The organism is Nocardia sp. NPDC051990, from assembly GCF_040680755.1.
Taxonomy (GTDB): Bacteria; Actinomycetota; Actinomycetes; order Mycobacteriales; family Mycobacteriaceae; genus Nocardia.
On sequence record NZ_JBFAXH010000002.1, the window covers coordinates 459,350 to 480,200 of the forward strand.

Annotated in this window: 16 protein-coding genes, 3 pseudogenes and 1 riboswitch; of the genes and pseudogenes, 9 read left to right on the forward strand and 10 right to left on the reverse strand. The window is 65.6% G+C overall.

Annotated elements, in window-relative coordinates; genetic code table 11:
- Positions 1–20: 20 nt before the first annotated feature.
- Together AB0L63_RS05780 and AB0L63_RS05785 are read left to right on the forward strand one after the other, a co-directional pair.
- A pseudogene (locus AB0L63_RS05780) lies at positions 21–224 on the forward strand (DUF3556 domain-containing protein); the annotation flags it as partial.
- Positions 221–1,625 (forward strand): annotated as a pseudogene (locus AB0L63_RS05785) (NAD(P)/FAD-dependent oxidoreductase); the annotation flags it as partial. The pseudogenes AB0L63_RS05780 and AB0L63_RS05785, both read left to right, overlap by 4 nt.
- Before the next feature lie 204 nt (positions 1,626–1,829).
- On the opposite strand, the gene AB0L63_RS05790 reads toward AB0L63_RS05785, so the two are convergent.
- Both AB0L63_RS05790 and AB0L63_RS05795 read right to left on the reverse strand, forming a co-directional pair.
- Positions 1,830–2,900, reverse strand: a complete 1,071-nt coding sequence (locus AB0L63_RS05790; protein WP_364495118.1) for a dihydrodipicolinate reductase — start codon at positions 2,898–2,900, stop codon at positions 1,830–1,832.
- Between the two features lie 14 nt (positions 2,901–2,914).
- The gene (locus AB0L63_RS05795) at positions 2,915–3,742 is read right to left on the reverse strand and encodes an SDR family oxidoreductase (RefSeq protein WP_364495120.1); all 828 of its coding nucleotides are present in this window, start codon (positions 3,740–3,742) and stop codon (positions 2,915–2,917) included.
- Positions 3,743–3,837: 95 nt separating this feature from the next.
- Between AB0L63_RS05795 and AB0L63_RS05800 the strand changes: the two genes are divergently transcribed.
- The 3 genes from AB0L63_RS05800 (at position 3,838) to AB0L63_RS05810 (ending at position 5,951) form a co-directional block, all read left to right on the forward strand.
- Complete coding sequence (locus AB0L63_RS05800) at positions 3,838–4,431, forward strand: helix-turn-helix domain-containing protein (RefSeq protein WP_364495122.1); 594 nt, start codon at positions 3,838–3,840, stop codon at positions 4,429–4,431.
- Positions 4,432–4,623: 192 nt separating this feature from the next.
- Entirely contained in the window at positions 4,624–5,205 is a 582-nt protein-coding gene (locus tag AB0L63_RS05805) for a hypothetical protein (protein WP_364495125.1), read from the forward strand.
- On the forward strand, positions 5,202–5,951 hold the full coding sequence (locus AB0L63_RS05810; protein ID WP_364495676.1) for a cobalt-precorrin-6A reductase: 750 nt from the start codon (positions 5,202–5,204) through the stop codon (positions 5,949–5,951). The genes AB0L63_RS05805 and AB0L63_RS05810 overlap by 4 nt, the downstream gene beginning before the upstream one ends.
- A 53-nt stretch (positions 5,952–6,004) precedes the next feature.
- On the opposite strand, the gene AB0L63_RS05815 is transcribed toward AB0L63_RS05810, so the two are convergent.
- The 5 genes from AB0L63_RS05815 to AB0L63_RS05835 form a co-directional block, all read right to left on the reverse strand.
- On the reverse strand, positions 6,005–6,535 hold the full coding sequence (locus tag AB0L63_RS05815; RefSeq protein WP_364495128.1) for a PadR family transcriptional regulator: 531 nt from the start codon (positions 6,533–6,535) through the stop codon (positions 6,005–6,007).
- A 109-nt stretch (positions 6,536–6,644) separates the two neighbouring features.
- A complete protein-coding gene (locus tag AB0L63_RS05820; protein WP_364495130.1) occupies positions 6,645–7,199 on the reverse strand; it encodes a dihydrofolate reductase family protein in 555 nt (184 codons plus the stop codon).
- Positions 7,200–7,307: 108 nt separating this feature from the next.
- A complete protein-coding gene (gene cobJ, locus AB0L63_RS05825) occupies positions 7,308–8,999 on the reverse strand; it encodes a precorrin-3B C(17)-methyltransferase (protein WP_364495133.1) in 1,692 nt (563 codons plus the stop codon).
- Positions 8,996–9,631 (reverse strand): precorrin-8X methylmutase, encoded by a 636-nt coding sequence (locus AB0L63_RS05830; protein WP_364495137.1) that lies wholly within the window; start codon positions 9,629–9,631, stop codon positions 8,996–8,998. The genes cobJ and AB0L63_RS05830 overlap by 4 nt, the downstream gene beginning before the upstream one ends.
- 76 nt (positions 9,632–9,707) lie before the next feature.
- A complete protein-coding gene (locus AB0L63_RS05835; protein WP_040691444.1) occupies positions 9,708–10,145 on the reverse strand; it encodes an Lrp/AsnC family transcriptional regulator in 438 nt (145 codons plus the stop codon).
- Positions 10,146–10,292: 147 nt separating this feature from the next.
- On the opposite strand from AB0L63_RS05835, the gene ddaH reads away from it, so the two are divergent.
- Positions 10,293–11,156 (forward strand): dimethylargininase, encoded by an 864-nt coding sequence (gene ddaH / locus AB0L63_RS05840; RefSeq protein WP_364495140.1) that lies wholly within the window; start codon positions 10,293–10,295, stop codon positions 11,154–11,156.
- A gap of 52 nt (positions 11,157–11,208) precedes the next feature.
- Here the strand turns inward: ddaH and cobG are convergent, their stop codons facing one another.
- A complete protein-coding gene (gene cobG / locus AB0L63_RS05845) occupies positions 11,209–12,669 on the reverse strand; it encodes a precorrin-3B synthase (RefSeq protein WP_364495143.1) in 1,461 nt (486 codons plus the stop codon).
- Between the two features lie 455 nt (positions 12,670–13,124).
- Here cobG and cobN point away from each other — a divergent pair, with 455 nt between their 5' ends.
- Positions 13,125–16,739, forward strand: a complete 3,615-nt coding sequence (gene cobN, locus AB0L63_RS05850) for a cobaltochelatase subunit CobN (RefSeq protein WP_364495146.1) — start codon at positions 13,125–13,127, stop codon at positions 16,737–16,739.
- A 170-nt stretch (positions 16,740–16,909) separates the two neighbouring features.
- Positions 16,910–17,440: a hypothetical protein gene (locus tag AB0L63_RS05855; protein WP_364495149.1), complete on the forward strand. Its 531-nt coding sequence runs from the start codon at positions 16,910–16,912 to the stop codon at positions 17,438–17,440.
- Between the two features lie 121 nt (positions 17,441–17,561).
- On the opposite strand, the pseudogene AB0L63_RS05860 reads toward AB0L63_RS05855, so the two are convergent.
- Positions 17,562–17,680, reverse strand: a pseudogene (locus AB0L63_RS05860) (helix-turn-helix domain-containing protein); the annotation flags it as partial.
- 286 nt (positions 17,681–17,966) lie between these two features.
- On the opposite strand from AB0L63_RS05860, the gene AB0L63_RS05865 reads away from it, so the two are divergent.
- Positions 17,967–18,857 (forward strand): class I SAM-dependent methyltransferase, encoded by an 891-nt coding sequence (locus AB0L63_RS05865; protein WP_364495152.1) that lies wholly within the window; start codon positions 17,967–17,969, stop codon positions 18,855–18,857.
- Between the two features lie 558 nt (positions 18,858–19,415).
- Here the strand turns inward: AB0L63_RS05865 and AB0L63_RS05870 are convergent.
- Positions 19,416–20,135 carry a VIT family protein gene (locus AB0L63_RS05870; RefSeq protein ID WP_364495678.1) on the reverse strand — a complete coding sequence of 240 codons (720 nt, stop codon included), beginning with the start codon at positions 20,133–20,135 and terminating at the stop codon, positions 19,416–19,418.
- 332 nt (positions 20,136–20,467) lie between these two features.
- A riboswitch (M-box (ykoK) riboswitch) is annotated at positions 20,468–20,639 on the forward strand.
- The last annotated feature ends 212 nt before the right edge of the window (positions 20,640–20,851 follow it).

Consider the following 20,851-nt stretch of genomic DNA (forward strand, 5'->3'; position numbering starts at 1 on the left):
CGTCGCCGTCGCGTTGTTCGGTACAACGAAGGGTGCGGGATCGTGCGGCGCTCGGAGTCATCGAGCGCGGCACCTGGACCGTCGCCGACGCGGTGGCCGAACAGCCCTGGCTGCCGAACGGCCCGATCCCACTGGCCGTTACTTGGACCCGCCCGGATCGGGAAGCGGCCCGTCCGGCCGGGATTCCCAACGCGCAGGCTCACGGGTACGGAGCGCTGGCATGACCATCGCGACCGTCGTCGGCGGCGGGCTAATGGACTCGCCGCCGCTGTGGCCCTTGCCCGAGCGGGCGTCCAGGTCACCGTCCTCGAGGCGAACAGCGAGATCGGCGGCGGCACCCGCATCGTTGCGGCCATCGTGCCCGGACTGCTGCACGACCAGTGCTCAGCTGTGCACCCCATGGCCGTTGGCTCGCCGTTCCTGGCCGAGCTCGGGCTGGAACGTTTCGGATTGTCCTGGTGCACACCGGAAATCGACTGTGTGCACCCGCTCTCCGACGGCCGCGCTTGGGTGCTGTACCGCTCGATCGAGCGCACTGCCGCCGGGCTGGGGCGCGACGGGTGGATGTGGAAATCGTTGTTCGGCAAGCCGTCCGAGCGCTACGACGCGCTGGCCGAAGACATCCTGCAACCGCTGCTGCGGGTGCCCCGGCACCCACTGACGTTGGCCCGCTTCGGTGCGCCGACCCCGCTGCCCGCTTCGGCGCTCGCCCGGGTCTTGCGGACCGAGGAGGCGCGGGCGCTGTTCGGAGGTGTCGCGGCCCATGCCTTCCGGCCGTTGCACCATCCGATGAGCTCGGCGATCGGGATGGGAATCCTGACCGCCGGCCACCGCCACGGCTGGCCCGTGGCCGCCGGAGGTTCCCATTCGATCACCCGCGCGCTGGCCGCACTGCTCGCCGATCTGGGCGGGAAGGTCGAGACCGGCGTTCGTGTCGACACCGCGACACAGTTGCCGCCGTCGGATGTGACGCTGTTCGACCTGGCTCCGGAAGCGGTTGCCCGGATTCTCGGTGACCGGCTCCCACCCCGTATCGCCCGCGCCTATCGGAACTTTCGCCGCGGACCCGGAGCATTCAAGGTAGATTTCGCGGTCGAAGCGGGGGTGCCATGGGCGAATCCGGACGCCCGCCGCGCGGGCGCCGTCCACCTCGCCGGTCCCTTCGCCGAACTTGCGGCGGCCGAACGCGATATCCACGCCGGCCGCCTGCCAGAGCGCCCGTTTGTCCTGGTCGGCCAGCAGTATCTGGCCGACCCGCAACGCTCGGCAGGCGACATCCACCTGGTGTGGGCCTACGCCCACGTCCCCAACGGCTATACCGGTGATGCCACCGAGGCGATCATCGCCCGCATCGAGCAATTCGCGCCCGAATTCCGGGACCGGATCATCGGCTTGGCGGTCCGCAGCACCGCCGAACTGGCGTCCGACAACTCCAATTTCACCGGTGGTGACATCATGACCGGCTCGAAGAATATCCGCCAGCTGGTATTCGGGCCGCGATCACCTTGTCCCCGTACGCGATCGGCCTGCCGGGCATGTACGTCTGCTCCGCGGCGACCCCGCCCGGGCCAGGTGCGCACGGCATGTGCGGCGCCAATGCCGCACGGGCCGCATTGGCCTACCTCGCCACCGGCCCCTGCTCGGCACGGGGGTATCCGCGTAATGCGTTCGGTGCTATTGGGGCCCAACGGTTCCGGCAAGGTAAGCAGGCGAAGCGTCTGACGGACGAACACCGGGCAATTTACGACCCGGCGGCCGCAATTGCCGGTCACCCGGTGGACGGTCGTGACAGCCGGCTCGGTCTGAACCTCGCCGTGCGCCGCTGCTACTCAGCGGATCGTGCCTGCGCCTGGAATCAGCGGCAGGTCCAGTGCGGTTACCCACCCGGGCGGCAGTTCGTTGACCGCGGGTACGGCGTTGAGCGCGCGCATGCCCGTGGCCAGGCAGCCCGCAACGGCCGGTGTGCGGCCGGAACCGTCGGTGAACCGGAATTGGGTCTCCTGAGATATGGACGGGGACCCGACGATGTCGACGCGGTAGACGTCGTCGCGGGTTCCAGCAGGCCAGTGCGGGGCGGCATCTCGGCCGATGCGGTTGACGTGTTCGAGGGTGATGACCTCGCGGCCCTGGTAGACGCCGTTGATGGTGAATCGGATGGCGGCGACGTTGCCCGCTTTCACGATGCCCTTGGCCGACGGGCGATCCTCGGGGGTGACCCATTTGTCCCAGGTGGTGGTGATGGCGTCGAGTTCGATGCCTGCGGCGCTGGCGATCATGGGCACCGTCGGGCCCCAGGCCATGATCAGCAGGTCCGGATGTTCCAGTAGCGCTTGGAATTCCGGCGGATGGCCGATGCCCATCTCGAATTCGTAGGCGCCTTCGTAGTCGGTGTAGTCGAGCAGTTCCGAGGCCCGTACCGACTCCACCGCACCGCACAGTCCCATCAGGGTCATGGGGAACAGGTCGTTGGCGAAGCCGGGGTCGATTCCGGTGGTGAAGCACGATGCTCCGCCCTCGGCGCACGCGTCGGCGATGGGATCGCGCCATAGGTCAGGGGTCCTGTCCATGGCGGGCCACACCCACGGTGTCATGGCCGTCGAGCACACGTCGATGCCGGCGCGCAGGAATGCGCTGATCACCCTGATGTTCTCGTCGGCGAACTGGGCGGTGGGGCCGTAGTGCACGACCGCATCGGGGCGCAGTGCGATCAGGTCGTCGACCGAATCCGTGGCCAGGACTCCGGTTTTCCGCGCTCCGCAGAGGTCGCCGGCATCCTTGCCGACCTTGTCGGGGTTGCTGACGCCGACGCCGACCAGTTCGAAACGTGGGTGGCGCAGGATTTCCGCCAGCACCATAGAGCCGACGACGCCGGTGCCCCACAGGACGATTCGCTTTGGCATAGTTGCTCCCGTACTCATCGGTGGAACTCGCCGCAGTCGACGGTCAGCATCTGCCCGGTGACGGCGGTGGCCAGATCGCTGGCCAGGAACAGCGCGGCGCGGGCGACTTCTTCGGGCTCGGCCAGGCGTTGCAGATCGGTCGGTGCGGCCTTCTCTCGGTAGATGTCGGCGTGTGTGACTCCGGCTTGGCCGGCCAGCCAATCGAAGTAGGCCTTGTTGATGTCCTCATAGACGTAGGAGGGCGCGATGCTGTTCACGCGGATTCCGCGCGGGCCGAGCTCGGTGGCCAGGGACGATGCCAGATGCTGCAGTGCGCCTTTGGACAGCTTGTAGCCGGAGTACTCCGGTTGTGAGCTGTAGGACACGCATGAGTTGAGCATGATGATCGAGCCGCGCGAGGCGGCCAGTGCATTGGCGAACAAGGCCGAAAGGCGCAGTGGCGCGAACACATTGGTCTCGTTCACGGTACGCAGGTGGTCGATCTCGATCTGGGTGATCGGGTTCATCGGGGGGATCGCGAAGGCATTGTTGATCAGGCAGTCGATACGTCCGTACTCGGCGAGTGTGCGATCCACCAGGGACCGTCGCTGGTCTTCGACGGTGATGTCGGCGGGTGCGACCAGGGCCGTGCCGCCGTGTGCGCGTACCTGCGCGGCGATCTTGTCCAGCTTGTGCTCCGTGCGGCTCACCAGGACCAGGTTCGCGCCCATGCGGGCGGCTTCGATGCTCAGCGAGTGTCCCAGGCCGGGGCCGACGCCCGCTATCACGAGGACTTTGCCCTGTAGCAGCGGTACCGGTCGATACGTTTCGGCGAGTGCGGTGATGTGTGGGGCAGCTGACACGTCTACTCCTCTAGTCCCCAGCGGTTACAGACTGTAACGACTATTGATGTGACAGACTGTAACGACTCCACCTCGCGCGGACAAGGACGAATTTCATGACCGAACGCCACCGGCTCGGCCCGCGCCGCGATCCCGCGGTCGATCGCGCGGTGCTCGACGCCGCACGCGCCTTGCTAGTCGAAAAGGGTTATGCCGCAACGTCCATCGATGCCATCGCCGCCCGTGCCGGGGTCAGCCGCCCGGCCATCTACCGGCGCTGGCCGTCCAAGGCCCACCTCATCGCCAAGGCGGTCTTTCCCGACGTCGGCTCCGACCAGGTAGCACCCGACCTGATCAGCGAGATCCGCAAGGTGATCCGCGGGACCGTCCAACTGTTCGGATCCGCCGAAACCCGCGTCGCCATGCCCGGGCTCATGGCCGAGATGCGCGAGGACTCCGGACTCTACGAGAAACTCGCCGCCCGCCTGAACACCCCCACCCGCGTCGAACTCGGCGACTATCTGTCCGTCGACAGCGAATCAGCGCATCCCGGCCTCGACGCCAACACCCTGCTCGATGCCATCGCCGGCGCGGCATTGTTCGCCATGTGCATCCGCGACATCGATGATGTCGACAGTTTCGCCGCCTCCCTCGAGGATCTGCTGTTGTACGGGGTCATCGGAACTCGCAGCGAGTCTCCAGCTTCCTGACGGTTATGGTGCATGTGGTCGTGGACAGCTCTGATGTGCTGGAGGGACCTCAGGTGCACGACAGTCGGATCGGAACCGGAATCTGGCCCGGATTGTGGCGCGCTGTAGTGAAACATCCGTGAGTAAAAGGTATGGTCGGGGCCCACGACCGCAGCGCAAAAGGGTCTGCGTATCAGCTGTATTGGGAGATTTATGAAGTACAAGAAGTTTGCCGCCACCGCGATGATGGCCGTCGCGGCCACCGGTATTGCGGCGGGTACGGCCGGCGCCGCTCCGGCGGCACCCGCGCCGGCCGTGCAGAACCAGGCCGCGCCCGCCGTGCAAGGCGAAGACCACGGTGTCAACTACGCGGTGCAACTGGTGGACAAGTCGATTGTCACCGCGGTCACCGGCGGCGCGTTCAGTCTGGACGCCGACCAGAAGTACGTCACGGTGAAGAACACCGAGGGCGCGGTTGTTACATCGATTCCGCTGAAGGCGCAGGTCGGGGACGAGTTGATCCCGATCGCGGCCACCATCGACTCCGCGGGGCAGAAGCTGACGCTGACACCGGAGGTCAAGCCGACCGCCGCGGTCAGCGCCGAGGCCATCTCCTCGCAGGAGTGGTTCTTCAGCGAACTGCAGCGCGCCTCGCTCGGTGCGGTGATCGGCGGCATCATCGGATTCTTCTTCTTCGGTATCGGTCTGCCGGTTGGTGCGCTGATCGGCCTGCTCATCGCGGGCGGTCCGAACCTGATCAATGCAGGCATCGCCTACTTCAGCGGACAGCCCTGAAAACTCTGATTCTGGGCGGCACCCGGGAAGCCAGGGAAATCGCCCACATCGCCTCCGGCGAGCGAGGATTCGACATCGTCTCCTCGCTCGCCGGTCGTGTTCGCGACCCACTGCTGCCAGCGGGGCCGGTGCGGATCGGCGGCTTCGGTGGTGTCGAAGGCCTGCGGAAGTGGTTGGCGGATAACGAGATCGCGGTCGTCATCGATGCCACACATCCGTTCGCGGGCACGATCAGTGCGAATGCGGCCGGTGCCGCGACGGATCTCGGGCTACCGCTCCTGCATGTGCGGCGGCCGGGGTGGTCCGAACAGCCCGGTGACCGGTGGATCCGGGTGCCCGATCTCGATGCGGCCGCGCAGCAGGTTTCGGAGTTGGGGGAACGCGTCTTCCTGACCATCGGCCGCCAAGGTGTCGCCGCCTTCGCGGGCCTGGCGAACCAGTGGTTCTTGATCCGGGCCATCGATCCACCCACCGGCGCGCTACCGCCGCATCACGGATTGCTCCTGGCGCGTGGGCCGTTCTCGCCTGCGGACGAGCAGCGTCTGCTTACCCGGCATCGGATCGACGTGCTGGTCACCAAGGACAGCGGCGGTGATCAGACCGCCGCCAAACTCGACGCCGCTCGCTCGGCGGGCCTTCCCGTGGTCGTCATCGATCGCCCCGAGTTGCCGCCGGGCGCGGTTGTTGCGGAAACTGTCGACGAGGCGTGGAAGTGGTTGCGGGATACTGCATCTGGCAATTTCTGATCGACCTGGTATCTCGGCTCCGATGTTCACCCGAGCCGTGCTGCCGCGGTGTCTCAGCGGCCGAGGAGTTCCGGCAGTCGGTCGAACCAGGCCAGCACTGTGCGTTCGTAACCGATGCCGAATTCCAGCGTGGCAAGTTGGTAGGGGGACATCTCGGTCTGGTCGTCGGTGAGATAGCGGTCGAGGCGCTGCTGGTGAACTCTTTTGTTGGCGGCGATGATTCGATCGAGGTGATCGGGATCGACGTGCCCTCCGAAGGACAGGGTCAGTAACAGCGGTACCCGAATGGTCTCCGCGCCCGGATCGCGGGCGATCCATTCGAGGAAGGCTTCGCGACCGGCATCGGTGATCTGATACGGCGTACGATCTCGCGCCCCGGTCTCACCCTTTTCGACGAGTCCGGCCGCGGCCATGGCAGCCAGTTCCCGGTAGACCTGGCTCTGGGTAATGGTCCAGAAATCGCCGATCCGGTCCTGGGCCTGAGCGACCAGATCCCAGCCCGACATCGGACCGTCGTGCAGAAAACCGAGCAGCGACGCCGCGGTGGAATTCAGCGATTTGAGTTGTGCCGAGGTATTCGCCAACCTACTGCTCCTTTCATCCTCAACGTTCCATAGTGGAATGTTAGCGAAGGGGAGGATGCCGATCAATTCGCAGATCGGCATCCTCGGTACGTTGTTCGGGAGGCTGTGATCAGGCGCTCTTCGGCCGGTAATGCAGCTCGGTCACCCCGCACTCGAATCCGGTGGCGGAGACCAGGTCAAGTCGGGTGGTGCCGCGGAAGACCGGCAGGCCTGCGCCGATCGCGGTCGGGTTGACGAACAGATGCAGATCATCGATGAGGTTCTCGGCGATCAGGTTCGCGACGAGCGTGCCGCCGCCGTAGACGATGATGTCGCCACCCGGCTGGGCCTTGAGGCCGTTGATGGTCTCGGCGAGGTCGCCGCCCGCGACGACGGTGTTCTCCCAGGGTGATTCGGTGAGGCTGTTGGAGATCACGACCTTGGGCGTGTTGTTCATCTTGTCGATGGCGGCCTGGGACTCGTGTTCGGGCTTGGCGGCCCAGTGCGGAATGAAGCCCTCGGCGAGTTTGCGGCCGAGCACAATGGTGTCGAATTCGGCGGTGATGGCGCCGACTCGGGCGGCGAGGTCATCGGACCACGGGAATGTCATCCAGTCCATCTCGCCGTTCGGGCCGGACATGTAGCTGTCGATGGTGGTCTGGACCTGGAGCTTCAGCTTGCGCATCGGGTTGCCTTTCCTGGTTGTCGCGGTCCGTCCGGCCCGCTGTTGGTGATGCCTTCAGCGTGGCCGAACCCGTTTTCGGAATGTTTACGGTTTTCTGCGGAGCCGGAATCAACGCTGGTAGCGGCGCGAAGTGTAGACCCTGGTGCCCTGGTCGGATTCGAGGACGGCGGTGGTGGACGCACCGATGATCAGCAGCGTGCGCATATCGACCGCGGCTGGATCCAATTCGGCGAGGGTGACCACGCGGACGGATTCGGTGGGTCCACCGACATCGCGACCGAGCACGACCGGGGTATCGGGCTTGCGATGCTCGAGCAGCACATCGCGCATCGCCGCGACCTGCCAGGTGCGCTGACTGGAGCCCGGGTTGTAGATCGCGATCGCCATATCGGCCGACGCCACCGCCGAAAGCCGTTGTGCGACAACCTCCCACGGCTTGAGTCGATCAGAGAGCGAAATCATCGCGTAATCGTGGCCGAGCGGCGCGCCGACCCGGCTGGCGACGGCATTGGCCGCGGTGAGGCCGGGCAACACCCGCACCGGCACACCTTGCCACTGTGGATCGGCGGATTCCTCGAGCACCGCCGCCGCCATGGCGAAAACCCCGGGATCACCCGAGGACACGACCACGACCTTGGCCCCATGCTTCGCGAGATCCAATGCCATGGCGGCACGTTCGGATTCCACCCGGTTATCGCTGGCATGCCTGCGCTGCCCGGGCCGCGACGGCACCCGATTGATGTAGGTTGTGTAGCCGACCAGATCGGTGGCTTCGGCGAGTGCGTGTTCGACCTCCGGCGTCGTCCACTCAGGTGAACCGGGGCCTAGCCCGACGACGACCACTTCGCCGACTCGGGCGGGGTTTCCGCCGCCGGTGTCGGCTCGCTGCGTCTCGGACTCAGTGGCTGCGCAGTGCGGGTCCGGTTCGGTACCCGCGCGGCGCACCTCCGCGCGGTCTGCGGCGGATTCGTTCCTGGCATGGATGGTTCCGTTCGACCCCGTGTTCGCGATGGGGGTGTTCGTCATGCCGATGGCCGAATGCTGACTGTGCGCCGAATTCGCAAGGCGCAGTGAGGTTGTCGGCTGGGGTCCGGGGACGAGGGTGATCGAGAAGTACGGCACGTCCGCTTCATCGACCTCGGCGGCGGCGAGCACACGCTCACGGGTGCTGCTCGCACGTTCGACGTAATAGGCCTCGGCGAGGCGGCCGGAATCCGAGAGGGCTTGGCGCACGCCGGGATAGGTGCGGCCGAGCTTCATGATGGCGGCCGCGTCGGTATCGCGGAGGCGGCGGGTGAGTTCGTCGGTGGGCAGGGTGCCCGGTAGGACGGTCAGCACCTGCTCGCCCTCGACCAGCGGCGTGCCGAGGGCGGCCGAGGCCGCGCTCACCGAGGTGATGCCGGGGATGATCTCGGCCTCGAACCGGTCGGCCAGCCGACGGTGCATATGCATATACGAGCTGTAGAACAACGGATCGCCGGCGGCGAGCAGCGCGACGGACCGGCCCGCCGCCAGATGGGTGGCCAAGCGTTCGGCGGCCTGTTCGTAGAACTCGTCGATGGCGCCCTGATACCCGCCGGGGTGGTCGGTCGTCTCGGTGGTCACCGGGTAGATCAGGTGTTCTTCGAGTTGGCCCGCACGCATATACGGTACGGCGATACCCCGCGAGATACTGCGGCCGTGCCGGGCGCTGTGGAAGGCGATGACATCGGCCGCGGCGATCACCCGCGCCGCCTTCACCGTCACCAACTCCGGATCGCCGGGGCCGAGTCCGACGCCCCACAACTTGCCGTTGCTCATTCCTGCTCGCTCGCAATCGCATTCAGTGCCGACGCGGTAATGGCGCTGCCACCGCGTCGCCCACGCACCGTCAGATATTCGATCCCGCCGAAGTCGATCAGCGCATCTTTGGATTCGGCGGCGCCCACGAAACCGACTGGAATGCCCAGGATGGCGGCGGGGCGCGGCGCACCCGCATCGATCATGTCGAGCAGATGGAACAGGGCGGTCGGTGCGTTCCCGATGGCGACCACCGCGCCCTCGAGGCGATCGCGCCACAATTCCAGCGCCGCGGCCGAACGCGTATTGCCCATTGCCGCAGCCAGTTCCGGCACCCGCGGATCGCCGAGAGTGCAGATGACGTCATTGTCGACGGGCAGTCGCTTGCGCGTCACACCGGACGCGACCATCTGCGCATCACAGAGAATCGGAGCTCCCGCCCGCAGCGCCTCCCGCGCCGCCGCCACGACACCGGATGAAAACGCCACATCCCCGGCCAGATCCACCTGCCCGCACCCATGGATCATTCGCACCACCACCTGCGCCACATCCTGCGGAAACCCGCTCAGATCCGCCTCGGCCCGAATCATCGCGAACGATCGCCGATAGATCTCGGCCCCATCAGTGACATAACCGGCACGAACATCGGACATGCGCACCACCATATGGGCCTTCCCTCCCCGCACTGGGCGCGGGTCGAGAATGCGAATGTCGAGCAGGTCACCTGCATCAGGTTCGGGGGCGTTCGAGGATTCGGGACATGACTATGGAGCTGCGGGTGCGGCCTACGCGGGTGTTTTCGCGGATGCGTTCCACGGTGGACTCGATTTCGGCCATGTCTGTCGCCATGACGTGGACCAGGGCGTCGGCTTCGCCCGCGATGGTCCAGACGCCGACTACCTGGGGGATCGGCTCGAGGCTGCGGCGGAGTTCGGCGGGGGTGATGTTGTCGCGGTAGTAGACCTCGACGTAGGCCTCAGTGGTCCAGCCGAGTGCCGCGGGGTTGACCAGTGCGGTGAAGCCGGTGATCTGGCGGCTGGCGACCATCTTGTCGACACGGCGCTTCACGGCCGGCGCGGACAGTCCGACCTTCGCGCCGATCTCCTGGAACGAGGCGCGCGCCGATTTGAGCAGATGCGCAAGAATCTGCCGGTCGATGTCGTCCATGCCACACCCGCTCCCGATCGACGCAATGAATCGTCGAATTCCACCGATCACGCGCAATGAATCGTTGTTTCTGGCGCAATACTAGGCGAATTACCGTCGTGTCAACGCAATGATCCGCGCCTACCTCCGGGAGACACGTTGACCTCTGTGACCACCCTCCGTATCGAGCCCGCGCGGCGGCCGGAACCACGCCGGTTCGTGATGTGCCGTCCGGATCACTTCGACGTCTGCTACTCGATCAATCCATGGATGAATCCGCAGGAACCCGTCGATCGCGCGCTGGCGCTGTCGCAGTGGGAAACGTTGTGCGCGACGTTCGAGCATTACGGCCATCACATCGAGGTCGTACCTGGGGAGCCCGGTCTGCCCGATATGGTTTTCGCCGCGAATAGTGGCCTGATCGTGGGTGAGCGGGCGATGTCGGCGCGGTTCACCCATGCCGAGCGGGCCGCGGAAGGTCCGGCGTATCACCGCTGGTTCGCGCAGCAGGGGCTCGCGGAGTTGGTCGGAGCGCAGGAAATCAACGAGGGCGAAGGCGATTTCCTGCTCGTCGGTGAGCGCATGCTGGCCGCGACCGGGTTCCGGAGTTCTGTTGCCGCGCACCGCGAGGTCGAGCAGTACTTCGATCTGCCGGTGGTTTCGCTCGAACTGGTCGATCCGCGCTTCTATCACTTGGATACGGCGCTGATGGTCCTCGATGACACGAATGTCGCGTACTTCGCGGCCGCCTTCACCGCTGCGAGTCAGTCGATTCTGGCGGAACTCTATCCGGATGCCATCCTCGCAACGGCCGCCGACGCGGTCGTTCTCGGGCTGAACGGTGTTTCCGATGGGCTGAATGTCTTCATCAGCAGTCGGGCCGACAACCTGGCTTCGGAGTTGCGTGCGCAGGGGTACAACCCGGTGGGCGTCGATCTCTCGGAGTTGTTGAAGGCCGGTGGCGGGGTGAAGTGCTGCACGTTGGAGATGCACGAGGATCCGCGCAGTACGCCGACCGCGGTGGCTTCGTAACTCGTGAGTTCGCTCGCGCCGCACCGCTGGTCGGTCGCTTGCGAGCCGGATGTCAGCCCGATTCCGTTGCCGTCGTTGGTGGCTGAGGTATTGCCCGCGGACCGGCCGCACCGGCGTCGGCGGCCGGGCCGGTGCTGACGACCGGCGTTCCGAGCTTTGGTGTTGGGGGCGCGATGCGAAGCCTGTCCGTCGCTTGCTTGGTGTCCTCAGTGATGCGATAGCCGTTTTCGGTGGCGACGATGTCGGTGACCAGGCCGCGCGGGCGGCCGCAGCGGCGGTCGCAACCGGACCAGTGTTGGCGGCCGGCGACCATGACATCGTCGGCGCTGCGGAGTTCGATGGCCGGACCGAGATCTGGCACCGCGCTGGAGGCCGATGCCATATTCGGGGCGGGTGCCGCTGGGTCTGTGGCAGTCGAGTCGAGGTTCGAGGTTGGGCGGTCGGGTTCTGTTGCGTGGCCGTTGGTATCGCTGTCTGCGGCGGGCTGGTTGGTGGGCGCTACGCGACCGGACTCGACGGCCGCGGTGGCATCGGCACGGACATCGGTGAGCGCCTTCGCGCAGCCTGGTCGGCCGGCGCAAGCGCTGACATGGAGCCAGGGGGAGTTGGCGTCGAAGATCAGGCCCATGGGGGCGAGTACGCGGACGACCTGTTCGGCGGGCCATTCCTCGAGATCGGTGATCACCAGGCTGCGCCAGGGGGTGATGAAGATGGGGCGTTCGATGGCGGCGATGAATTCGGCGATGCGGGCGGACAGGGAGCCGAGGCGAACGGCCGCGCCGAGGCTGACCAGACCGTTTTCCTGGTCGAGCCAGCCGATCGGAATGTCATGGGTGGCACCGAATTCAAGGCGTTCGAGGCCGGGGGACAGGCCGAGGATGTCGATCACTCGGCGCGCACCGTCATCGACTTCGTGCAGCCGCCATTGATCCGAGCCGAGATCGAGGAAGGCGTGCGCGGCAGCCAGCATCACCGGTACCGCGTCGGCCGTGGATACTCGGATGCCCGCATCCCTACCCGCCAGCACGAGCGCGAATTCGTCTGCGTCCGTGGCGTGCACACCGATATCGCCACCGAGGCCGCTGATATCGCCGCGACCGTCGTCGAGGGTGAACAGCACGCGGCCGGGGAGTTCGGCCAACCGCGTAGCGGCGCGCAAACCCAGGTCGAGCGCCGGAACGAGCGCATGCACATCCGCCCAGCCACCGATCCGACCGGACAGCGGCGAGGCGACAATATTGCGCACCCGCTCATGCGTATCGCTCGGCAACAGCCCGGCACCCGCCAACCGCTCACTCAGCGCGGCCGCATCACGTACCTGCCGCAACTGCACATTGCCCCGCGAGGTCAGCTCGATATTCCCATCGCCGAGTTCGAGGGCCGCCTCGGCCAAAGACTGCAACTGCCTTGGTTCCAGCCGCCCACCGGGTAGCCGAATCCGAGCCAGCGGCCCATCGGCCGCCTGATGCAGCCGCAGCACACCGGGGCAGGAATCGGGATTCGTACGCGTCATGACCCATCCAGCCTACGACGCGGCGGCAGCACAACCAGCGATGGCCGCGATGCTCGAACCTTCGCGAGCGCCGAGTCGCGGTCCGGTCGATCTGCGGGGTGACCACGCCGAAATCCATGCCGACATCACAGTGCACGTGAAGGATGGTGCGTCCCACGGCAAGACGCACACTGTGTCGACAGCTACAGCATCGGCGCCGAATGCACCGCCGCAGGCTGGCGGGTCGACAAATTCCACGACCACCTGGTGATCGACGGAAACGCCGACCTGACCTGAACACCGGGCACTTACCTGTCGGCAAGCCGCACGGGGTGGCGGGCTAGCATCTGGGTTGCTCGGCGGGCGATGGAGGAAACCGGTGGAACTCCGGTGCGGTCGCGCCACTGTCGAAAGCCAGACCCTCTCCGGCGAGCACTGTAACCGATGGGCGCGTCACCCGAGGAAGGCTGCCACCTGTGATTTTGCTGCTGTCGACGTCCGATACCGACCTGTTGAGCGCGCGTGCGAGCGGTGCGGAATATCGGTGGGGAAATCCGGCTCGTTTGTTGGTCGACGACCTGCCCGCGCTGCTCGACGGCGTCGATCTGGTGGTCGTGCGAATCCTCGGCGGCAAGCGCGCCTGGGAGGACGGGCTCGCGGCGGTGCGTGCCAGCGGGGTGCCGATGGTGGCGCTCGGCGGTGAGATCGCACCCGATGCCGAGTTGATGGAATGTTCGACGGTTCCCGGCGGTGTCGCCGCCGACGCGCACAACTACCTCGCCGCGGGTGGTGCGGAAAACCTCCGTCAACTGCACAATTTCCTCTCGGATACGGTGCTGCTCACCGGCCACGGCTTCGAGCCGCCGGTGCAACTGCCGAGCTGGGGCGAGCTCGAGCGCACGCCGGACCTGGATCCAGCCGTCGAGCACCCGCCGACGGTGGCCGTAATCTATTACCGCGCACAGCATCTCGCCGGAAACACCGCCTATATCGAAGCCCTCTGCACGGCAATCGAAAATGCGGGCGCGAAGGCCCTGCCGCTGTATTGCGCATCCCTGCGCACGGCCGAGCCGGAACTTCTCGACACCTTGCGCACCGCCGACGCACTGGTGGTAACTGTGCTCGCGGCGGGTGGCACCAAGCCCGCCAACGCATCGGCCGGCGGCGACGACGAGGCCTGGGATGTCGCCGCCCTCGCCGAACTGGATGTGCCGATCCTGCAGGGCCTGTGCCTCACCAGCGGTCGCGCCCAATGGGCGGCCAACGACGACGGGCTCTCCCCACTGGACGTCGCCACCCAGGTGGCGGTCCCGGAATTCGACGGTCGCATCATCACGGTTCCGTTCTCCTTCAAGGAATTCGACGCCGATGGACTGTCCACCTACGTGCCCGATCCCGAGCGTGCGGCCCGGGTAGCCGGTATCGCGGTCCGGCACGCACGGCTGCGCCACATTCCCGCCGAACGGCGCCGCATCGCCATCATGATGTCGGCTTACCCGACCAAGCATGCGCGCATCGGCAACGCCGTCGGCCTGGACACCCCGGCCAGCGCGATCCGGCTTCTCACCGAGATGCGCGCAGCCGGTTACGATCTCGGCGACGACAGTGAGGTGCCCGGACTCGCGGAACGTGACGGCGACGCGTTGATCCACGCGTTGATCGCCGCAGGCGGTCAAGATCCCGACTGGCTCACCGCGGAACAGCTCGAAGGCAACCCGGTCCGTATCAGCGCCGACCGGTACAGCAGCTGGTTCGACACCTTGCCCGAGGATCTGCGCACGGCCGTGGTCGAGGCGTGGGGACCGCCGCCCGGTGAACTCTACGTCGACCGCTCGGCCGATCCCAAGGGCGAAATCGTCATCGCCGCATTGCGTTTCGGCAATATCGTACTGATGGTGCAGCCGCCGCGCGGTTTCGGCGAGAACCCGGTCGCTATCTATCACGACCCGGATCTGCCGCCCAGCCACCACTACCTCGCCGCCTACCGGTGGATCGCCGCGCCGGACGGTTTCGCTGCCGATGCCATGGTGCACCTCGGCAAGCACGGCAACCTGGAATGGTTGCCCGGCAAGACCCTCGGCATGTCTGCCTCCTGCGGCACCGACGCCGCGCTCGGTGAGTTGCCGCTGATCTATCCATTCCTGGTCAACGACCCGGGCGAGGGCACCCAGGCCAAGCGCCGCGCCCACGCCACCCTCGTCGACCACCTCATCCCACCCATGGCCCGCGCCGAAAGCTACGGTGATATTTCGCGTTTGGAGCAGCTGCTCGACGAACACGCCAATATTTCCACCCTCGATCCGGCCAAACTGCCCGCCATCCGCCAGCAGATCTGGACGCTCATGCGGGCGGCCAGAATGGACCACGATCTCGGCCTGTCCGAACGCCCCGACGAGGATGTCTTCGACGATATGCTGCTGCACGTCGACGGCTGGCTGTGCGAGATCAAAGATGTGCAGATCCGCGACGGACTGCACGTCCTCGGGCAGGCGCCCGCGGGGGAGACCGAACTCGACCTGGTCCTCGCGATGCTCCGCGCGCGCCAGCTGTGGGGTGGTGAACGGAATGTGCCCGGTCTTCGGGAAGCCTTGGGGCTGAACGAATCCGGTGCCGAGGCACGCGAGCAGGTCGACGCGGTGGAGACCCAGGCCCGTGAGCTGCTCGCCGGACTGCAAGCCGCCGATTGGTCGGTGGACGCCGTCGACGGAATTGTGGACGCACTGAACGCACCCGCGTCCGACCCGACGTTCGCCGCGGTGCGCACCGTGCTGCGCTTCGCCGCGACCGAAGTCGTGCCCCGTCTGCGCCAGACCGGCATCGAAATCGACCGAATCCTGCACGCGCTCAACGGCGGTTTCATTCCGGCGGGGCCGAGTGGATCCCCGCTGCGCGGCCTGATCAATGTGCTGCCGACCGGTCGGAACTTCTACTCGGTCGACCCGAAGGCGGTCCCGTCTCGACTGGCCTGGGAGACCGGTCAGGCGATGGCGGATTCCCTGCTCGATCGATACCGGGCCGATCACGACGAGTATCCGCGCTCGGTCGGGCTGTCGGTGTGGGGCACCTCCGCCATGCGCACCTCGGGTGACGACATCGCGGAAGTTCTTGCGCTGCTGGGTGTCCGCCCGGTCTGGGATGAGGCGAGCCGCCGCGTCACGACCCTCGAGGTGATGTCGCTCGCGGAACTGGGCCGTCCGCGTATCGATGTCACGGTCCGCATCAGCGGCTTCTTCCGCGATGCGTTCCCGCATGTGCTCGCCCTACTCGATGACGCGGTCCGCCTGGTCGCCGACCTCGACGAGCCCGTCGAGTCGAATTACATTCGCGCCCACGCACAGAACGATCTCGCCGAACACGGCGACAAGCGCCGGGCCACCACCCGCATCTTCGGCTCTAAACCCGGCACATACGGCGCGGGTCTGCTGCAATTGATCGACTCCAAGAGCTGGCGCACCGATGACGACCTCGCGCAGGTATATACCGCCTGGGGTGGCTTCGCCTACGGTCGTGACCTCGATGGTGCACCTGCCGCCGACGATATGCGCACGGCATACCGCCGGATCACGGTGGCCGCCAAGAACACCGACACCCGCGAACACGATATCGCCGACTCCGACGACTACTTCCAGTACCACGGCGGCATGGTCGCCACCGTGCGCGCACTGACCGGTAGGAATCCGGAGGCCTACATCGGTGACAGCACCCGCCCCGACGCCGTGCGAACCCGCACGCTCTCGGAGGAGACCTCCCGCGTCTTCCGTGCTCGAGTGGTGAATCCGCGCTGGCTCGAGGCAATGCGTCGCCACGGCTACAAGGGCGCATTCGAAATGGCGGCGACCGTCGACTACCTGTTCGGCTACGACGCCACCACAAATGTAGTTGCGGACTGGATGTACGAAAAGCTCGCGGAGAGTTATGTTTTCGATGACGTGAACCGCAAGTTCATGGAGCAGTCCAACCCATGGGCGCTGCACGGCATTGCCGAGCGGCTGCTGGAAGCGGCGCAACGGGAGTTGTGGGAGCATCCGGAGCAAGCAACACTGGACAGGTTGCGGCAGATCTACCTGGAGACCGAGGGTGAACTGGAATAGCTGGAGAAGCAATACCCCAGTTCCTCGGTATTTCGAATTATTTGATCTTGCAACGTAATTCGATTTTCTGATTCTCGCGACGCCGAGTGTGCCTGGAGCGCATGATGATTGATGTCCGATGTCCTTTCTCGGATTCATCGATCGAATCGGCTGGATGATTGGAAAACCTGATGAAGATCAAAAATTTGGTAGCGGCAACGGTTCTGACCGTTGCCGCGACAGGCATCACCGCGGCCACCGCCTATGGCTCGCCTGAAGTGTCGTCGGAAACCGTTCTCAACGGCGTGGATCACGGCGTCCATTACACTGCGGCGGTGGCGAAGGACCGCTCCGATGCCACCATCACATTGGCCTCGGGCAAGTTCGTCCTGACGCCCGAGGCGGGCATCACGGTACTCGCACCCGATGGCTCAGTGGTCGCCGCCATGCCGACCACACTGCAGACGGTGGCGGGTCAGCAGGTGCGGGTCACACCCGAAGTCGATGCCACGGCAACGACATTGACGCTGACGCCCGTCAGTGCTCCGGCACCGCAATCGGCACCGCTGCAGTTCATCGGTGATGCGGGTACCACGGTCGCGGGTGTGTTGATCGGATGCGCCGTCGGCGCGCTGATCGGGCTGCTGTTCTTGGTCGTCGGATTCCTGCCCGGCTGTGTCATCGGTGGGATCATCGGCGGTATCGCGGGCGCCAATCAGTGACGTGCTGAATCGAGCTGTTCGAGTAACTCTCGAACGGGTACTCCCGGCCGGGCTTCCCGCGGAATTCGCCCGACCGGGGTCGCCGCTCACCGAAATTCAGGGCACGTCTCTTGTCAGCAACCCCCGGCGTCGCATCCACCGGGTACCCCGCCTCCGCAACCGCTCGATATCCGTACGAACGGTCGGCGTCGAAACCCCGAGCCTCTCGGCCAAGCCCGACCTGGTCCAATCCCGATGCATTTGCAGCAACGACAACAACCGCAACAACCGCGTCTAAATCTCCAAAATCCGTCGATCATCCAGCAACCGCTTTTTCGAGTCGATACATAAGCTATGTCGGCCGCTGCCGCGAAACCCAACGCACCTGCACAGACTGGGATGCCGTTTGCGCCGGCATCTTGTCCTGCCGAGGCGCAGTATGAAGGGGGCATGTCGGCGGCTACCGCCGGGCATCCGGATCTGTAGTCCGCTAAGTCGTATGATCAAGTTCATAGCCACGGCAATCAGGAAACTTCGAGGACGGCATATGCGTACCGAAGGCGATACCTGGGACATTGTGAGCAGCGTCGGCATGACAGCGCTCGGCGTCGCGGCCGCGCGCGCTATCGAGACGAAACGGCCCGATGCCCTCATCCACGATGAGTACGCCGCCCGGTTCGTAGTGGCATCCGGCGATTCGGACATGAACCGACTGATCACCGATCCGACGTTGTGGGCGCAGATCCCCTTCACCTCTGGGTTCATCGGATATCGAAGTAAGTTCTTCGACGATTTCTTCCTGTCTACGGCGGCGCCGATGCCCCAGGCGGTGATCCTGGCTGCCGGGCTCGATGCCAGGGCCTACCGGCTGGATTGGCCGGCGGGCGAGGTCGTGTTCGAGATCGACCAGCCCAAGGTGCTGGAATTCAAACGTCGGGTGCTCACCGAATCCGGCACTGCGCCGAGGTCGGATCGGCGCGAGGTAGCCGTTGATCTGCGCGATGACTGGCCAGCGGCGCTTGTCCAGGCAGGCTTCGATCCGACCTCGCCCACCGCATGGTCGGCGGAAGGGCTGCTGCCCTACCTGCCAGGTTCCGCACATGATGCCTTGTTCGCGCGGATCGATCAGCTTTCGGCACCCGGTAGCGCGGTGGCGGCGGAGATTGTCGGGAAGGGCGTCGACATCGGCCACATCGCCGAGCAGGAGTCGGCCTACTTGAAAGACACCCCGTTCGGTCAGGTCGACCTCGCGTCACTGTTCTACACCGACGAACGCACCGATCCGGCTGAATCGCTCGCCGCCCATGGCTGGACCACCGCATCCCTGCACCTGCAGGAACTGGCCGATCGCTATGACCGTCCCATGGCACCGGTCGAAGAGCCGCTGACACAAATGTTCGACAGCCTGCGTTTTCTGACAGCTATCAAGTCGTCCTGATTCGGCGCTATATGGACGGCATGGCCGTGGCCGAGCTTCGAGTGGACTTGAAAAAGGCGCTGCCACCCGATTCGCCATTCTCGCAGGCAGCGCTGTCCGCCGGCGAGGGGTATCGACTCAGGTGGTCGCGCCTGTCGCGTCACCTTCGTCTGGGGCGGGAAGTCGGCGGAGACGTTCAACATCCGGTTGACTGCACTGGCGTCGGCGTGCGGGTACTGGCGGGAACAGGACTGGCTGGCCGGTGATCCGCTGGTGCGGCTGCGGCCGGCGCCTCCTGATACTCAGCCGGCCGCTAGGCTTTGCGGCTGCGCGAGATCCACGACCTCCAGGCCGCCAGTGTGTGCACACTCAAGTGTGTGCACACTCATCGCGCCGCGGAGTCGTTCTGGCGCATCGACATTTCCCCGCCTGACCGCCGCGACCCTGCACCACCCGCGCCCCGGCCTGGGCACTACGAACGACCTGCCGTGACCGCACACCCTGAATCCGTCGCGGTCAGACCCACGGCAGCCCATCGCCTCTCGCTTTGCCCATGTCGAATTGGCCACTGTGCCACCGCTACAGGGCTACACCGACCAGATGGCCGACCGTATACGTCACGAGCATCGCCACGGCACCGCCGATGAGCACCCGGATCGTCGCGGGCCGTACCGGTGCTTGCCCGAGCCAGGCTCCGGCCGCGCCGGTCGATGCCAGCGCGACCAGCACCGCGCCCGCGGTGAACGGGATGCGGATCGCGGTCGGGACGAGGATCGCCAGCAGAGGAAGCAGGGCGCCAAGGGTGAACGAGATCGCCGATGACACCGCTGCATGCAAAGGGTTGGTCAGCTCATTCGGGTCGATCCCGAGTTCGGCCTCGGCGTGTGCGAGGAACGCGTCCTGCTCGGTCAGCTCCTCGGCCACCTTCCGGGCCGTCACCGGGGAAAGGCCCTTGTGTTCGTAGATGGCCGCCAGTTCGGCCAACTCCTCTTCGGGCTGCTCGGCCAGTTCCCGGCGCTCGACCTCGAGGATCGCCCGTTCGCTGTCGCGCTGGGTGCTGACCGATACGTACTCACCGAGGGCCATCGATACCGCACCCGCGGCCAGACCCGCGATACCCGCCGTCATGATCGTGCCGCGATCGGCCGTCGCGGCCGCCACGCCGATGACGATGCCCGCCACGGAAACGATTCCGTCGTTCGAGCCCAGCACGCCCGCGCGCAGCCAATTCAGCCGTGCGGCAAGCCCGTTGCCGTGGGTCTCGGAGTGCGGCAGGACCGCTGAATTTCCGTCGTTCATCAATAGCACGGGGCCAACGCTAATCGGCTTTCCGACGCCGTGCCAGCAATGTAAGGCTGCCCGAATTTAGGTAAACCATTGCGCAGGAAGGGTTTACATACCTAACTCGCTTTCGCTCCGACAGCGTTCCGGTCGGCTGATCTCGGCTGATGAGGTGCAAGACCAACTAGTGTGTCGCGCCTGAAATGCATCTCCTACGTTGTTACCCTGTTTTGTGTCGTATCCTGGGCCTTCTGCTGGTCGTCAAAAGTGGCCGAGCAGCTGGAGATAGCCATTGGGTGATCTGCCGAATTGACGAATCGCTTTTCGGCGGTCAGACTTTGCCTAGTCGATCAGCACCTCGCTAGGCGAGGCTCCTATTCGAACGCAGGCCACTGATCCGACGACGTCGAGAGACGCCCAGGCTCAGGACGGGTTTCCCCGGATTTAGAGGTAACCCCAGGTGGCTTCCCGCGTAGTGGGATACGTCGTGCAGTGCCGAAACTCTGACAAGAGGGGTACTCGCCCACAGGTTTTCCTGGGGCCTTCCCCTTGTGTTCTAGCGCGACGAGTAATGACGTCCGCGTACGTCCCGGCTGCAAGGAGGTGAGAGACGAGCAATGAAGTCCGGAGATAGTCCGTACCCGAGTCCGGTTCGAGAGCATGCTCCGTTCCCAGCTTGCTGCGGCTCCGTGAACGCCTGATACCGCAGAAATTACGAGCATCGACCAGGTTCG

Excerpts from the sequence above, each read along its gene's own strand:
- AB0L63_RS05790 (WP_364495118.1), bottom strand. The coding sequence starts at position 2,900 with ATGCCAAAGCGAATCGTCCTGTGGGGCACCGGCGTCGTCGGCTCTATG.
- AB0L63_RS05800 (WP_364495122.1), top strand. The coding sequence starts at position 3,838 with ATGACCGAACGCCACCGGCTCGGCCCGCGCCGCGATCCCGCGGTCGAT.
- AB0L63_RS05805 (WP_364495125.1), top strand. The coding sequence starts at position 4,624 with ATGAAGTACAAGAAGTTTGCCGCCACCGCGATGATGGCCGTCGCGGCC.
- AB0L63_RS05820 (WP_364495130.1), bottom strand. The coding sequence starts at position 7,199 with ATGCGCAAGCTGAAGCTCCAGGTCCAGACCACCATCGACAGCTACATG.
- cobJ (WP_364495133.1), bottom strand. The coding sequence starts at position 8,999 with ATGAGCAACGGCAAGTTGTGGGGCGTCGGACTCGGCCCCGGCGATCCG.
- AB0L63_RS05830 (WP_364495137.1), bottom strand. The coding sequence starts at position 9,631 with ATGTCCGATGTTCGTGCCGGTTATGTCACTGATGGGGCCGAGATCTAT.
- AB0L63_RS05835 (WP_040691444.1), bottom strand. The coding sequence starts at position 10,145 with ATGGACGACATCGACCGGCAGATTCTTGCGCATCTGCTCAAATCGGCG.
- cobG (WP_364495143.1), bottom strand. The coding sequence starts at position 12,669 with ATGACGCGTACGAATCCCGATTCCTGCCCCGGTGTGCTGCGGCTGCAT.
- AB0L63_RS05855 (WP_364495149.1), top strand. The coding sequence starts at position 16,910 with ATGAAGATCAAAAATTTGGTAGCGGCAACGGTTCTGACCGTTGCCGCG.
- AB0L63_RS05865 (WP_364495152.1), top strand. The coding sequence starts at position 17,967 with ATGCGTACCGAAGGCGATACCTGGGACATTGTGAGCAGCGTCGGCATG.
- AB0L63_RS05870 (WP_364495678.1), bottom strand. The coding sequence starts at position 20,135 with ATGAACGACGGAAATTCAGCGGTCCTGCCGCACTCCGAGACCCACGGC.